This is a genomic window from Duganella sp. FT27W (assembly GCF_009295655.1).
Taxonomy (GTDB): domain Bacteria; phylum Pseudomonadota; class Gammaproteobacteria; order Burkholderiales; family Burkholderiaceae_D; genus Rugamonas; species Rugamonas zoogloeoides.
Genome location: NZ_WHIV01000004.1, coordinates 1,086,824 through 1,102,602 on the forward strand (window position 1 = coordinate 1,086,824; position 15,779 = coordinate 1,102,602).

Genomic DNA, 15,779 nt, shown 5'->3' on the forward strand with positions numbered 1-15,779 from the left:
GCGCAAGTGGACAACGACTTTTTCAGCTTCATGGGCCTGGCCAAGGAACTGGTGACCAGCAACCGGCCCTTGCGCCTGCGGCTCGATCTGCCGGGCGGGATCAACGACGACATGCTGCTGCCGCAGCGCGTGATGGGCACCGAAACGCTGTGCGGCGGCATCGACTACCGCGTGCTGTGCGTGTCAGGCAGCGCGCACCTGCCCCTCAAGCAGATGATCGCCGTGCCAGCCGCACTGGACCTGGTCACCGACACCGGCGCCCTGCGCAGCGTGTGCGGCATCGTCACCGAAGCGGCCGCCGGCGACAGTGACGGTGGCCTGGCCAGCTACCAGCTGGTGCTGCGCGACGCGCTGGCCATCCTGGAAAAGCGCACCAACACCCGCGTATTCCGCGACATGAACGAAGTGGAGATCGTCCAGCGCATCCTCAACGAGTGGCGCCAGAAAAGCCCCATCCTCGGCACCACCTTCGCGCACGAAGTGGATGAAGCATTCGCCCAGCGCGAGTATCCGCGGCGCGAATTCACGATGCAGCACAACGAATCGGACGCCGCCTTTATCCGCCGCCTGCTCAAGCGGCGCGGCATCGGCTGGTACATTCGCGCCGTAGGTGACGACGAAGCGCCGATGCACACGCTGGTCCTGTTCAACAACGCCGACAGCCTGCGCCAGAACGCCGCCGGCACCGTCCGCTACCATCGCGACGGCGCCACCGAAGAGCGCGACGCCATCACCTCCTGGACGGCAGTGCGCACCCTGCAACCGGGCGTGGTCACGCGCCACAGCTGGGACTACCGCAACCCGCAAGGCCGCGACTTCATGACCGCCGATGCCGTCAGTAGCGTGGACCAGGGCGTACACGGCAACGAACTCGCCGCCACCCTCGACGACTACCAGGTCCTGATGCCCCACGCCGGCGACGACAACGAAGACCTGTGCCGCCTGGGCCAGCTGCGCATGAGCCGCCACGACTACGAATCGAAATGCTTCCACGGCGAAGGCAGCGTGCGCGACTTCTGCGCCGGCGAATACTTCACCCTGGCCGACCATCCGGAAGTGGACGACCACGCGGAAGAAGAGCGCGACTTCGTCCTGACCGCACTGCGCATGCACGCTCAGAACAACTTGCCCAAGGTCCTGGCCGCGCGCGTGGAACGGCTGTTTGCACGCAGCCGGTGGGGTACGGAATCGGCAGACTCCCTGTTATCGCGCGACGCAGCCGATGCAGTGGCCTCCGGGCCACTGCGCGTGCACGTCCAGTTCACGGCAGTGCGGCGCGGCGTGAACATCGTCCCCACCTACGACGCCCGCACCGACCTGCCGGCCGCACTGATGCAGAGCGCGATCGTGGTGGGACCGGCAGGTGAGGAGGTGCATTGCGACCAGTTGGGCCGGGTGAAGATCCGTTTTCCCGGCACGCGGCCAGCGGACCACGAGGCGGCGGGCGGCGCGGGGGCATCGGAAACGGACGCCGATTCTGCCTGGGTGCGGGTGGCGTCGAACTGGGCGGGGAATGGGCCGGGGAGTTTGCAGCAGTGCGGGACGGTGTGGTTGCCGAGGGTTGGGACGGAGGTGCTGGTGAATTTTCTGGGTGGGGATCCGGATCGGCCGGTGATTGTGGGGCAGCTTTATAACCAAATGGCCGAGCCGCCGGCGTTGAGCGAAGCGGGCGACCTGCCTGGCAATCGGTATCTGTCCGGAATGAAAAGTCGGGAAATTGAAGGGATTCGCGCTAACCAGCTTTGCTTTGATGATACCCCCGGCGAGATCAATGCCCAGTTACGAAGTGATCACAGCAGCAGCGAGCTAAATCTCGGTTTCATCACTCATCCAAGGGCGGAGGGGCAGGCTGAACAACGAGGTGACGGGGCGGAGTTACGTACTGACCGGACAATAGCGATTCGCGGTGCTCAGGGTGTATTAATTTCTGCAAATGGACAACTGGACTCAAAAGGGTTGTCTCTGAGTAGGGCGGAACTTTCACGCCTTGCGGAGACATCTGAACATCTCGCAAATGAACTCTCCTCGCTTGCCGAAAAACATTCGGAAGATCCTCACGAGGGACAGGAATTATCTGAATTGGTACGAAGAATCTCAAATTGGGATGATTGTACGGACCGTGCTCAGGCGAGCGGTGACCAAGGAATTATCGCGCTCAGCGCTCCTTCAGGAGGATTCATTGGAAGTGACAAAACGATTGCTGTTTCTGGGAAAACCAAGGTCGATGTGATGAGTATGTCGGATGTTAGCGTAAGTGCCGGTGCAAATTTGATGTTGAGAGCGGCTCGTGGCATTAGCATGTTCGCATTGAAAATAGGTATAAAACTGATTGCTGCCAGTGGCAATATTCGTATCCAGTCTCAGAACGGAGACATCGAGATAACGTCAACAAAGCGCATTAAATTAATTGCCAATAACGATATTGAACTGCAAGCCCCTTCAATAAAATTTATTGCCCAGGGATGTCAAGTTAACTACGGCGGAGGTGTGGTGACTCAGCAGAGCACAGGAACTCATACTATCAAATCATCAAAGTTTATTCACACGTCTGATGGCAACAGCTCTACAGAAAGTTTGGATCTGCCAACCACAAAAGTTGAACACGATCAACGCGTTTTAGTAAAAGATTTCCGAACCGAAGCCCCCATTCCAAACAAGAAATACAAAATCAGCGTTGAGGATGGCCAGGTAATTGAAGGTGTAACAGATGCCTCCGGGCTTACGAAAAAATTCAGCACAAGTATCGCGTTCGCGACGTACAAAATTGAGCTATTGGATTGAGGAGGAACCGTGTCTACGCCACTTAAAAATCCGCCTGCCGTACCCACCGTTTCTTACGGGTGCTGTACACCTAAGCAGGACAAAGTACCTCAGCAATTGGCTGTACGTCCCAAGCGTGTGATCCCTATTATTTTTTTGCCTGGAATCATGGGATCAAATCTTCGCAATACTTCGGCCAGGCAAAGAGAATTAGGTAGGAAAAATAATGTGGCGTGGCGGCCGGATCGAATTTCGGACACTAAAGAGCTCATAAACGCCAGTCCCGCCAGGCGCCAGCTTCAACTTGACCCTGGAGCTACGGAGGTGGACAGCTTTGACTTTGAAAAAACTAATACTGGGGATAGTAAAGAAACTGCTGCCAAACGCCATGAAGTTCCCATTTTTCATATGAAATTAAGCGCGGAGATAGATAGTCCACTGCTTGTTGATGATAAGTTTGGCACCCCAAATTACAAGAGCAAGGAGCAGAAGGCGACGGAGCGTGGCTGGAGTGAGGTTTTATATAGCAGTTACGGACAAATTTTGCAACTATGCGAGCAGTGGATGAATGCGCCTACATATAATTTGGCTGGAATATTAGATACTGATCCCGTCAAATGGGGGGCATCATCGAGTCCTGCATTACTGCCTTTAACCAAAGACGATGTCTTGAAAACTACTAAAGATTGTTGGTTTCCCGTGCATGCAATGGGATACAACTGGCTGATGTCGAATCGGGACTCTGCGCAGATAGTGAGCACGAGGATAAAAGCTCTAATCAGCAAGTACGCTGAAAAGTATCAATGTGAAAAGGTGATTCTCATGACCCACTCTATGGGAGGACTTCTCGCGCGCGCGTTGGTTCATCCCGAAATGGGAAATCTTGAATCTGTGGTGCTTGGAGTCGTACATGGTGTTATGCCCGCAGCGGGAGCCGCTGCCGCATACAAGCGGATGCGGGCAGGTACTGACGAGGGATTTTTGGGCGCTAGTATTGCGGCTAGGGTGTTAGGAAATTTTGGGGCAGAAGTTACAGCAGTTCTGGGAAACGCTCAGGGAGGACTTGAACTTTTACCCAGCCGTGAGTACGGCAACGGTTGGCTGCAGATCTTTCACAACGGTGTCATGATAAAAAGCCTTCCTGAAAAAAATGACCCATATAGCGAGATCTACCAGCTACGTAGAGAATGGTACCGGCTCATACGAGCTGAATGGATCAACCCTCAACGCGCCCCGGGAGCCAGCATTGAGCGCACTAGCGAAATGATACGGCTCGCTGGGACATTTCATGATGCCATTGCGAAGACCTATCATCCTATAAGCTACGCCCACTACAGCGCTGAAGGAAATCGCCGTTCTTGGGAGCGAGTCGTTTGGAACCTGGATAAAAATTACCGTGAAACTCCGATAGCGAATCTTTCCATCTTAGCAGACGGCGAACAGGGCGAGTTTAAGTTGTTTCGGTCAGCTGAAGACAGTCTTAATGCCGATGGAACTACACCGCGTGAGCCAATAGACGATGATGTTGTTGCTTTTGACGTGAAGCTAGGTCCAAACAATGGTCCTGGCGATTCTACCGTCCCTCTTCGGTCATCAGAGCAGCAACTTCTGAGCAAAAAATTTAAAGGGATTTTCCGTCAAGCCGGGTATGACCACCAGAGCAGTTATATAGATTGGCGAGCCATGCATTCGACGATTTACAGTCTTCTTAGAATTGCCTCAGCCATGGAATGGAAAAGTGATCTCTCGTAAAAATATGGCGATTTGTATTGCAGGTGCGGCGTTGTGCTGCTGGCTAATATTTCTCCGCTTCGAAAAATTTGACCTTCCTGGAGGGCGTATGGATGAATCACCGCGAATTCTAAAAATCTTTCGGGAGACTCGCACGGTCTGTGTAGGCAGATTTCTTATTGATGTACCTGCCGAAGCACAGGTCGTTTATGGCCCGGCGGAAGTTCCGTACCCTGTGAGGTCTTATAGCGGGAATGGAAATGAGATGGAAAAAATGATCGTCGAAAAGCTGGGGGAGATAGAGAAGGAAAGACCCCGCGTTTACGATGCATTAGCAAAGCCAGATTCTATGGTTGGGAAAGTGGAAAATGGCATCCTGCCTAGGCAAAAGATAGTATTTGGTATAAGCCCAGCTCGGTTTGCTTTTTACAATATCAGTTCTTACAGCCAAATTGGAGATGATGTATTTGTGCAGGATGCCGAGGCCATGGGTGCCCCACAGCAATATCGTAAAATTGTTCACGAGCTTAACGTAATGAGTCCATTATTTTCTGGTCGGAGTGATGAGCATGTCCCATCTGAAGCAGGCGTGTGTATCGAGAATGGCTTCATTAGAGACGCCGGCCGACCAATGTATGAAAAGGTGAGCCTTGGTGTAAGACTGTCCAGTTTCCCGGACGTTCATCTCTCGATTTTGGCCACTAATAAAGATATGTTAGTGGCATCCGATGCCCTTGAGCCGCGAGTGAAGCAGGGCGAACAGTTGCTGAAATCCGAAGGACAGGCGGCATGGTACTCCCAAGTTAAAAAACTGCGCCAAGGTCAACGGAAGATTGGGAATTGGCAGGGCTTTGAATTTTTGGCGAGGATGCCCGCCCAAGAGTTGGCTGGAGAGTCCCACGAATTTGCATTCCTCAGCCAAGGTGTGCCTAACAATCCATATCTGCCTGTGCTTGATATCGAGCTGCAATCCGGAGTGCATGACAATAAGATTGGCACCGTAAGCCCCAGCGTAACGGACGAAGAGGCTCTGATGATCTGGGATCGGATTACATCGTCCATACGTGTACGTCCGCATCAATGACTAGCTTTTGAAGACTGGGGGACGGCATGCCGAACGTAATCAGAGTAGGGGATCCGACATCCCATGGCGGCAAGGTGGTGCAGAGCAGCGCCCCCCATTTCGTCGTAAGTGGAATAGCAGTCGCGCTGGTTGGCGATAAGTGTTCTTGCCCAATCAAAGGGCACCAAGACTGTAGCATAGCCACTGGCAACTCAGACCATCTAATTGACGGTAAGGCTGTTGCTTATGGCGGAGACAAAACGACTTGTGGCGCCACACTGACGGCTACTGTTGGCAACTTCGAGTCGTCCTGAGGTGTCTGGCAGATGGCGAAAATTAGCATTCAAGCAGCCAAGCAGGACGGTAACTCCACTCCAAATGATCGCGTTTAAAAGTAGAATCTACACGCCCCAGTTCCATGTTCACCGAACTCTGCTGGTTCGTCCAACTTCCCGCGTCATTGCGACCTCCCAACCCGTTCAAAAAGGCTGGTGACTGGATGCATGATGAGATGGACCCGGAGTTTATCGCGCGTCGCAACAAGATACCGTTAAGCGCGTTTAGTCTGCCCAACGGAAATCACAGCTTGCAGCTACTGCGCACACAGCCATTACATGGGGAAAAATGCATAAAAGAGTGCTATGCCAACCTTACGCGGCAGATGCTTCACTACATGTTTATCCAAAACCAGTACGTGCAGTACGAACCTTGGGGAAAGCACCTTGTTGACTGTGCAGGGAAGTTGCGGAAGGCCGGTTATGTAGAGCCCGTATATGTCTTCATGCTTACTTCTACGCCGGAAAAAGCAGGCATGGACCTGCCGACATACGACGTGGCCAGCACCCTGGGGCTGAGCGAATCCATGCGTGTTGAGCATCAAGAATCTGTTGAACGGGCGCGTAGGCTGAAAGCTAGCAGGAAGATTACGCCGAAGGAACTGAGCGCCCAAGGTCTCCAGGTCTTCATGGGTTCCCTCTGGACGTGCGCTGAAATCGAACGAAAATTAGAGCCTTCGGATTACGAAGAAATTTATATCCATACGAAGGTTGCAGTCGTTGATGATGCAGCTTTCACAATTGGCTCTGCTAACTTGAATTTGCGAAGTATGGCATTGGACAGCGAACTCAACGTGCTGAGTGATGCCCATGACGTCGCTTACAGGTTGCGTGTGTATTTGTTCAGCCAATGTACGAAAATGCCCGGACCAGACGCATTTGGAAACATGAAAAACACATTCGACAAGTGGAACGAAATCGCATCAAAGAACAAGGCATTGATGAAGGTTGGTGAAATGCTGGACAGTCAGCTACTACCATTTTATGTTGACCGCGAGCCTGGCTTCCCGGTCATCTAACCATGAAGGCCTTATCGCCCCGCAGAATCTGGATACTTGCAGCCGTTGTTGTGCTGGCGGCGGGCTTGTTTTACCTTCGCGAACGTTTGCAGGAGAAAGCCTTGCATGACATACCGTATGGATTCAATAAATTCAGCCTATCCGATCCGCTGCCGAGATGCGGACGGTGGAAGGATCACATGCCGTCTTACCGCGAGCCCACCGCTTACCGTCTGTATATTGAGGCGCGCAAGCTATGGCGCAGCAAGCAGGCCTGGGAGCTCACACGCGAAGAAAACGCGAGGATATTGAAAGATGTAAGTACCGCCGCCGACATGGGGGACTGGGGTGCCAGAGCATTGATGGCCCATTTCTACCTGAACGGGCTAGGCGGTCTCGATACTAATAATGTTCTCGATCCGGTACCGGAAAAAGCAATCGAGATCGAACGGCTGGCCGTCAAGGCAGGCCAGCCGTGGGGATTTTACGATTTGGGCGTCGCATATGAGCATGGGTATGGAGGATTGCCACAAGATAGCGATCTTGCGTGGGCCTATTACCTTCGAGCAGCAGAGCTCGGTAGCCCAGAAGCACAGATGGCTCTCGCCAGTGCTTACGCTAAAACGCGACGTCTCGAAGACGAGGAAAAAATGCAGCTTTGCGCTTTCAAGCAAGGCCACGGTCCTGCCGCGTACGAACTAGCGATGATGGCGGAAGTCAAAGGTCGGCATGCTGAGGCGTTGATGCTACGTCAAGAAGGAGTGAAATTTGGAAGTCAAAGATGCGCAAGTTCGCTCCGGTTGCTCTTTGATGAAGGTACTTGGGCAGCAAGCACAAAAAAAGATGCAAAAGCCGTGTTAACCGCGCTGGGAGTACATTTGGATTTAGAGCGCAGCCAGCGTTACGAGGCCATCTCTGACGCGTTGAAAATCAATCCGGACTTGAAGCTGAGCAGACTGGACTTCGTTGTTCCGCTTCCGCCTGCTAAATTGCCGCGCTGGACAGGTGTAATGGGTGCGGTAGAGCCGGAGTCCACGGCGCCTCCCACTTATTAGACCGGCCTAAATAAATTGAAGATCACCCGAGGCAGAGCCGTGTCTGCGGACGATCGTTGTCGAGGGCGCCGTCAACTAAGCCTGCCAGGGTTACTCCTGGTCCCGGTGTGAGGTGCAGCGATGCCATCCAAGCGGCGATGAAGGCGAAGAAAAGCCGCAGCTTTCGCAGGATCATCTCCAGGTTGTGGCCGCAGCCGCACAGCAGCGCATTGAACGCGTCGCCATCGGCAACCTTGAGCCAATTAAGTCGCAGCCTGCCGTCGTTTTTCATGTGGCCGATTGCCGGCTCGATGGCGCTGCGTTCGAGTTTGTGGTGATAAACCTTGGTGCCGGCTTGCACCTCGGCGCCGCAATAGCCCAGATCCACAAACACCTCCTTGGGCTGCTGTTCGGTGAGGATCGCCACCTGCTCCAGCGTTTCGTACAAAGTGTGGCCGTCGTAAAGATTGCCGGGCATGCTGCGCATGCCCACCACCAAGCCTTCCTTGTGCGTGGCGGCGATCGACACCTTCACGCCGAATTCGTAAGGCTGCCGTGTCTTGCCCTTGGCGATGCACTCGGCCTCGGGCTCGTGCAGGCTGTAGAGCTTGTTTATGTCGCGCGGTTTCTGCGTCAGCAGGCGCTTGGCCTTGGCCAACAGATCGGACGCCCTGTCCCTTAAGATAGTCGGCATCTTGTCGAGCTGGCGCCCCACGTCGCGCCAGACACGGCCGACCATGGTCTGAGCTTCTTCAGGCTGGCGCGCATGCGCTTGTATTGTTTGGCGTGCGCGTAGCGGCCCACTTGCACGGCAGCCTTGGCGCCTCGCGGTTGTAGTTCTGGCGCAGCACCAGCCCCGCCTCGGCGGCGAGTTTGCTTGCAAAATCCCAGTTACTGTTTTTCGATATTTCGGCGTTAGAATCAAGTGGTTAGGATTTGTTCAGGCCCCACTAGTTATATGTCGGTGGGCTGGGCTGAAACTGCTAAAGCCCATGTTGATAACACTCATCCATCTGATTCTCATTGCAGAATTCCGAGCTGGACTGGCGAACCCGATGGCGCTAAAAATGCTGAACTTTGGACGGCGGAAAAAGTCCTCAAAACTTATGATCTATTTCCCAGCCACTATAAGTTTTTTAGGAAATTGAATCGTCTTCGATGCCGCTCCAAATAGGATAAATTTCCCCTACTTAACGATTGTATCTGCGTGAACCGATCCAGACCAAAGATCACTCTGTCCTCACCACTGAGCAAGGGAGATATCTGTAACTCGCCCGTCAACGAAAAGGAAATAAGCCCCTGATCAAACAACCGATCAATATGCGGCGCCAACAAAAGCCCATTCTCAACATCCAAACGCTCAACGTTGTTGGAAAGTGCCCAAGCATTAATATGCGACGCCACCATCAAGTTGACGTTTTGCAGTCCGGTCAGCGCACATCGCCCGCCCCATCTCTTGATGACATCAGTCCTGAACTTGCCCTGCCCAATGCGGGACATCACCAGCGCTTCGCGTGTCGTTGCAGAGATCTTCGCAGAGTCAGTCGCACCCGAGCTGATGAACGCTTCTTCGCAGCGAGCCAGCTGGTTGACCGCTTCGAGAAGATACATGCCTGCATCGGCGGGCAGGTGCGCCATGTAGATCTGGTTCAGTGTCGCCTGATTGCTAAATAACGATGGCGCGCTGCGGTTGTTGAACCTTGCGATGAACTCGGTGGCGATTTCGTCGCGATGAACTTTGCGGTCCAGCTCGACAATTTGAACATCGACGCGATTGCCGATGGCGTCCCATTCTTGAAACGCGCGGGACATTGGGCGCGCCTCGGTGTACGAGTCGCCGTCTGCGATCGCCAGGAAGCTGATTCGTTGGTCATAGCAGCAGAAAATGATATCGCCCTGCCTGACCTTGCCCACGTTGTCCCAGTAAAGCCGAGTGACTTCGTTGCCGACCTTGCTCACCGAGCTTTTAGGCGCCCATAGAAAATGCTGATCAATGACTGTCTTGTGAGTGCCGCCAATATTGACCCAATAAAATTCCATGTAACTCCCGAGTGCGATGCTTAGTTATCAATTGATTTAAGGCATTACTTTACCATCTATGGTTGAGTTCGCTTATTTATTAAGCGAACTCATCTATTGATGGCCAATCTCGTTGGGGAGAAATTTTCAGGGCATAAAAAAAGGCGCTCAACAGAGCGCCTTCGATGTCACAGCTTTGCGGACTTACACGTCAATATTCCCCGCCCGTAACGCATTATTCTCAATAAACGCCCGCCGCGGCTCCACATCATCGCCCATCAACGTGGTAAAGATCTGATCCGCAGCGATCGCATCCTCAATCTGCACCTTCAACAACCGGCGCACAGTCGGATCCATCGTGGTTTCCCACAGCTGATCCGGATTCATCTCGCCCAGACCTTTGTAGCGCTGCTTGGTAACAACCCGTTCCGCCTCGTCGCGCAGCCAGCCCATCGCCTGGTGGAAATCGGTTACGGCCGATTCCTTGGTGCGCTCGCCTTCGCCGCGGCGCACGTAGGCGCCTTCGCCCAGCAGGCCGGTGAAGGTGGCGGCGGCGTCGGCCAGGACGCGGTAGTCGGCGCTCTGGACGAAGTCGGCGTCGATGGCGCTGACTTTGACGTTACCGTGGTGCATGCGTTCGATCCACAGCATGTGCTTCTCGGACAGTTCGTCCGAGCGCACCGTGACCTTGATCGCGATGTCGTTGATGTTGTCCTGCAGCGCACGGGCCGAAACTTCGGCCAGTTCCAGCGTGTCCAGGTTCAGGGTGACGCCGGTCATGATGGCGGTCAGCGCGGCGCGGTCGATCACGCGTGTCAGGCGCGTCATGATGACGTTGGCCAGGTTGAACTGGCGTACCAGTTCGGCCAGCGGTTCGCCGACGATCGGGTTGGCGCCTTCGCGCGGGGTGAGGGCGGCGGTGTTCAGGGCCACGTTCATCATGTACGTCGCTTCTTCGGCGTCGTCTTTCAGGTAGCGCTCGTCACGGCCGGCTTTGACCTTGTACAGCGGCGGTTGCGCGATGTAGATGTGGCCGCGTTCGACCAGTTGCGGCATCTGGCGGTAGAACAGCGTCAGCAGCAGGGTGCGGATGTGGGCGCCGTCGACGTCCGCATCGGTCATGATGATGATGCGGTGGTAGCGCAGTTTTTCGACGTTGAATTCATCGGGGCCGATCGACGTGCCCAGCGTGGCGATCAGGGTGGTGATCTGCTCGGAGGACAGCATTTTTTCGAAGCGCGCTTTTTCCACGTTCAGCACCTTGCCGCGCAGCGGCAAAATGGCCTGGAATTTGCGGTCGCGGCCTTGCTTGGCCGAGCCGCCTGCGGAGTCACCCTCGACGATGTACAGTTCGGACAGGGCCGGGTCTTTTTCCTGGCAGTCGGCCAGCTTGGCCGACAGGCCCAGGCCGTCCATCACGCCCTTGCGGCGGGTGAGGTCGCGGGCCTTGCGGGCCGCTTCGCGCGCGCGCGCTGCTTCCACGATCTTGCCGCAGATGATCTTGGCGTCGTTCGGTTTTTCCTGCAGGTAGTCGGCCAGGGTTTTGGCGACGATTTCTTCGACCGGGCCGCGCACTTCGGACGACACCAGCTTGTCCTTGGTCTGCGACGAGAACTTCGGTTCCGGCACTTTCACGGACAGCACGCAGGTCAGGCCTTCGCGCATGTCGTCGCCGGAGATTTCCACTTTCGCCTTTTTGGCGAACTCGTGTTCTTCGATGTACTTGTTGATGACGCGGGTCATCGCCGCGCGCAGGCCGGTCAGGTGGGTGCCGCCGTCGCGCTGCGGAATGTTATTGGTGAAGCACAGTACCTGTTCATTGTAGGCATCGTTCCACTGCATCGACACGTCCACCGAGATATTGGTGTTCTGGTCGGACATGCGCTCACCGGTGGCCTGGAACACGGTCGGGTGCAGCACGGTCTTGGCCTTGTTGATGTATTCCACGAAGCCACGGGTGCCGCCTTCGAAGGCGAAGATGTCTTCCTTGCCGGTGCGCTGGTCGGAGAGGCGAATGTTGACGCCGTTATTCAAGAACGACAGTTCGCGGATACGCTTGGCCAGGATTTCGTAGTGGAATTCCACGTTGCCAAAAATGGTTTCGTCGGCCCAGAAGTGGACGTCGGTACCGCGCTTGTCGGTTTCGCCGATGACTTTAATCGGCGAGACGGCCACGCCGTCGCGCATTTCCAGTTCGCGGTCCACCGGCACGCCACGGGCAAATTCCATGAAGTGGACTTTGCCGTCGCGGCGGATGGTCAGTTTCAGGGTTTTCGACAGCGCGTTCACGCACGAGACGCCCACGCCGTGCAGGCCGCCCGAAACTTTATACGAGTTCTGGTCGAACTTGCCGCCGGCGTGCAGTTCGGTCATGACGATTTCGGCCGCCGAGCGTTTCGGGTCGTGCTTGTCGTCCATTTTCAGGCCGGTCGGTACGCCGCGGCCGTTGTCGGTGATCGAGATCGAGTTGTCCGCGTGAATGGTCACGTGGATCTCGGTGCAGTAGCCGGCCAGCGATTCGTCGATCGAGTTGTCCAGCACTTCGAATACCAGGTGGTGCAGGCCGGTGCCGTCCGAGGTGTCGCCGATGTACATGCCGGGACGCTTGCGGACCGCTTCCAGGCCTTCGAGGATCTGGATGGAGGCGGCGCCGTATTCTTCGACTTTGGCCGGTACTGGTGCTGGAATCTCTTCTGGAATAGCGGACATTGACTGCTTTCTCTATGTAACGTGTTACTGGGGCTGCGGTGTCGTTTCCGTGTTGGGCGGGAATCCGGGAACATTGGATTCCCGCCTGCGCGGCGGTCCGCCGCTGCGGAATGACGGGGCTACTGCTGCTGGTACTTGCTGAGGCTTAGATACGCATCGGCATGACAACGTATTTGAAATCGGTGTTGTCGGGGATCGAGATCAGCGCCGACGAGTTCGAATCACCGAGGGCGACGTTGATCTGGTCGCACTTGAGGTTGTTGAGCACGTCGAGCAGGTAAGTAACGTTGAAACCGATATCGACACTGTCGCCGCCGTAGTCGATTTCCAGTTCTTCCACTGCTTCTTCCTGGTCGGCATTGGTGGAGCTGATCTTCATCACGCCCGGGCTGATGATGCAGCGCACGCCCTTGAATTTATCGCTGGTCATGATGGCGGCGCGCTGCAGCGAGCGCAGCAGTTCATCGCGGCCGATCGTGAATTCGTTGGTATAACCCTTCGGGATCACGCGCGTGTAGTCCGGGAACTTGCCTTCCACCAGCTTGGAGATCAGCTCGATGTCGGCAAAGGTCAGCTTGACCTGGTTGCCGGCGATGTCGAGCTGGACGGTTTCGTCGTTCTCTTCCAGCAGGCGCTGCAGTTCGATGATGGTCTTGCGCGGGATGATCACTTCCTGGCGTGCAAAAGTCTGCTCGGTGGCGACCTGGCAGAAAGCCAGGCGGTGGCCGTCGGTAGCGACCGCGATCACGTTGTTGCCATCCAGGACCAGCAGCAGGCCGTTCAGGTAGTAACGGATGTCTTGCTGGGCCATCGAGAAGTGCACCATGTTAAACAGGTGCTTCAGGGTTTTTTGCGGCAGGGTCACATTGGCGCTGTAGGTCTCGGCCTGTTGCACGGTCGGGAACTCTTCGGCGGCCAGCGTTTGCAGGGCGAAGCGCGATTTGCCGCTTTGCACGGTCAGGCGCTTGTTCAGCAAGGTCATCGTGACGTCGCCGGACTCGGGCAGGGCGCGCAAGATGTCGAGCAGCTTGCGGGCGGCCACGGTAGTGCCGGCCACTTCAGCGCCGGAACCGATGGCAGCGTTGGTGGTGATCTGGACTTCCGTGTCGGTGGACAGGAAGGAAACGTTCTCGCCGTCTTTGCGGATGAGGATATTGGCCAGAATCGGCATAGTGTGCCGACGCTCGACAATACCACTCACGATCTGCAGTGGCCGGAGAAGCGTGTCTCGGGTGGTTTTGACCAATTGCATAGATTATCCTCAGTAGTAAAGATGTAGTTTTTTAATAAGGTTGGCAGTGCGCCGGTTGCTGGAATCATAATGGCAAACCGGTCGCTCCGCTACTCTGTCGGCATCAGCCTTTCAAGGTCTGCTCGAGCACGTGCAGCTCGTGGTTGCATTCCGGGTTCTTGGTACGGTCCAGCGCGATTTTTCGCACCGCGTGCAGCACGGTGGTGTGGTCGCGGCCGCCGAACAGTTCGCCAATTTCCGGCAAGCTTTTTTGCGTCAGTTCCTTGGCCAGGTACATGGCGATCTGGCGCGGCCGGGCGATATTGGCCGGGCGGCGCTTCGAATACATGTCCGCGACCTTGATGTTGAAGAAGTCGGCCACGGTCTTCTGGATGTTTTCCACCGAAATCTGGCGGTTTTGCACCGACAGCAAATCTTTCAGCGCTTCCTTCACCACGTCGATGGTGATGTCCTTGCCGTGGAAACGCGAGTACGCCAGGATCTTGCGCAGCGCGCCTTCGAGCTCGCGCACGTTCGAGCGCAAGTGCTTGGCGACGAAAAACGCCACATCGTCCGAGAAGGTCACGCCTTCCTGTTTTGCCTTCTTCAACAGAATCGCCACCCGCATTTCCAGCTCCGGCGGCTCGATCGCCACCGTCAGGCCGGAATCGAAACGCGAAATCAGGCGGTCGTCCATGCCCGTGATTTCTTTCGGATACGTGTCGGACGTGATGATGATCTGCTTCTTGGCTGCGATCAGCGCTTCGAACGCGTAGAAGAATTCTTCCTGCGTGCGGCTTTTGCCGCCGAAGAATTGAATATCATCGATCAGCAGCATGTCCAGCGAGTGGTAGTAATGCTTGAAATCGTCGAAACCCTTGCGTTGGTAAGCGGTCACTACGTCGCGAACGTACTGTTCCGCGTGGATGTAGCGGATCTTCGCGCCGGGCTGGTCGGCCATCACCTGGTTGCCGATGGCGTGAATCAAGTGAGTTTTACCGAGGCCCACACCGCCGTAGAAGAACAGCGGGTTGTACGATACGCCCGGGTTGTTGGCCACCTGGATCGCTGCGGCGCGCGCCAGCTGGTTGGCCTTACCGGTGACAAAACTGTCGAACGTCAGGTCGGTGTTGATGCGGCTTTGCTCGCGGCGCGGCGGGGCGCTGGCCGGCAGTTCCGGCACCGATGGCACCGGGTCGTGCAGGGACGAGGCCGAAGCGGTGGCCATGCGCGAGCCGCCGGTGGGCACGCCGCCGTTGTGGTCGGGCACGGGCGCCACCGTGGTCGCTGCTTTTTTGGGTGCGGAAAGGCGCGGATCGAGGATGAACTGCACCTCGGTCGGCTGTTCCCAGTACTGGCTGGCCAGCGCGGTAATGCGGCTGGCGAACTGGGTTTTCACCCAGTCGAGCTTGAACCGGTTGGGCGCGGCCACGCGCAATTTTCCCGCCTCGTAATCGATGGGGATAAGCGGCTTGATCCAGGCACTGAATTGTTGCGGCGTCAGCTCCAGCTCTAGCTGGGCGGAGCAGGTCTGCCAGAAATTTTCCATGAAATCGACTGTCGTTTCTTACTGTATGCAGCGTGTGTGCAGTAAGAGCGTCGTGACAAAAACAACGGTGGTTTCTTACTGCGTATTCTGCGGATAAAGGTGTGGGCAACTTCGAAGTTTTTCACACGTAACGCGCTATTCTACTCTCGTCCGCACAAGTTATCCACAGGCGCGATGCGTTTTTTCGCGTTTGCGAACCTGCCGTCGCGGCCAAAGTCCGCCGTCAGTTGTTGACAAGGGGGATCAAAATGCTGATAATTCAGGGTTCCCCGCCCGTATTCCGTGTTTATTCACTTGAACGTCAATATGGAGTAAGCGTGGATTATTGCGGGCGATGAGATGGACCCAGC

Annotated in this window: 10 protein-coding genes and 1 pseudogene; 6 read left to right on the forward strand and 5 right to left on the reverse strand. The window is 55.7% G+C overall.

Features of this window, described 5'->3' with window-relative positions; genetic code table 11:
• Positions 1–6 precede the first annotated feature (6 nt).
• From F8197_RS21845 to F8197_RS21870, 6 genes are all read left to right on the forward strand, one after another.
• Positions 7–2,781 carry a type VI secretion system Vgr family protein gene (locus F8197_RS21845; protein ID WP_373996935.1) on the forward strand — a complete coding sequence of 925 codons (2,775 nt, stop codon included), beginning with the start codon at positions 7–9 and terminating at the stop codon, positions 2,779–2,781.
• 9 nt (positions 2,782–2,790) lie between these two features.
• Entirely contained in the window at positions 2,791–4,512 is a 1,722-nt protein-coding gene (locus F8197_RS21850; protein WP_373996936.1) for an esterase/lipase family protein, read from the forward strand.
• Positions 4,499–5,575, forward strand: coding sequence for a T6SS immunity protein Tli4 family protein (locus F8197_RS21855; protein WP_152883567.1), 1,077 nt, complete (start codon positions 4,499–4,501; stop codon positions 5,573–5,575). The genes F8197_RS21850 and F8197_RS21855 overlap by 14 nt, the downstream gene beginning before the upstream one ends.
• A 26-nt stretch (positions 5,576–5,601) precedes the next feature.
• The gene (locus F8197_RS21860) at positions 5,602–5,868 is read left to right on the forward strand and encodes a PAAR domain-containing protein (protein WP_152883568.1); all 267 of its coding nucleotides are present in this window, start codon (positions 5,602–5,604) and stop codon (positions 5,866–5,868) included.
• Positions 5,869–5,972: 104 nt separating this feature from the next.
• Entirely contained in the window at positions 5,973–6,908 is a 936-nt protein-coding gene (locus F8197_RS21865) for a phospholipase D-like domain-containing protein (protein WP_227012343.1), read from the forward strand.
• Positions 6,909–6,910: 2 nt separating this feature from the next.
• Positions 6,911–7,942, forward strand: coding sequence for a DUF6396 domain-containing protein (locus tag F8197_RS21870; RefSeq protein WP_152883569.1), 1,032 nt, complete (start codon positions 6,911–6,913; stop codon positions 7,940–7,942).
• Between the two features lie 22 nt (positions 7,943–7,964).
• Here F8197_RS21870 and F8197_RS21875 read toward each other — a convergent pair.
• From F8197_RS21875 to dnaA, 5 genes and pseudogenes are all read right to left on the reverse strand, one after another.
• Positions 7,965–8,796 (reverse strand): annotated as a pseudogene (locus F8197_RS21875) (transposase); the annotation flags it as partial.
• Between the two features lie 250 nt (positions 8,797–9,046).
• Positions 9,047–9,961 carry an HNH endonuclease gene (locus F8197_RS21880; protein WP_152883570.1) on the reverse strand — a complete coding sequence of 305 codons (915 nt, stop codon included), beginning with the start codon at positions 9,959–9,961 and terminating at the stop codon, positions 9,047–9,049.
• A 183-nt stretch (positions 9,962–10,144) separates the two neighbouring features.
• Positions 10,145–12,649, reverse strand: coding sequence for a DNA topoisomerase (ATP-hydrolyzing) subunit B (gene gyrB, locus F8197_RS21885; protein ID WP_152883571.1), 2,505 nt, complete (start codon positions 12,647–12,649; stop codon positions 10,145–10,147).
• Positions 12,650–12,794: 145 nt separating this feature from the next.
• Positions 12,795–13,901: a DNA polymerase III subunit beta gene (dnaN, locus tag F8197_RS21890; RefSeq protein ID WP_026637774.1), complete on the reverse strand. Its 1,107-nt coding sequence runs from the start codon at positions 13,899–13,901 to the stop codon at positions 12,795–12,797.
• 103 nt (positions 13,902–14,004) lie between these two features.
• Positions 14,005–15,429 carry a chromosomal replication initiator protein DnaA gene (gene dnaA, locus F8197_RS21895; protein ID WP_056140096.1) on the reverse strand — a complete coding sequence of 475 codons (1,425 nt, stop codon included), beginning with the start codon at positions 15,427–15,429 and terminating at the stop codon, positions 14,005–14,007.
• Positions 15,430–15,779 lie beyond the last annotated feature (350 nt).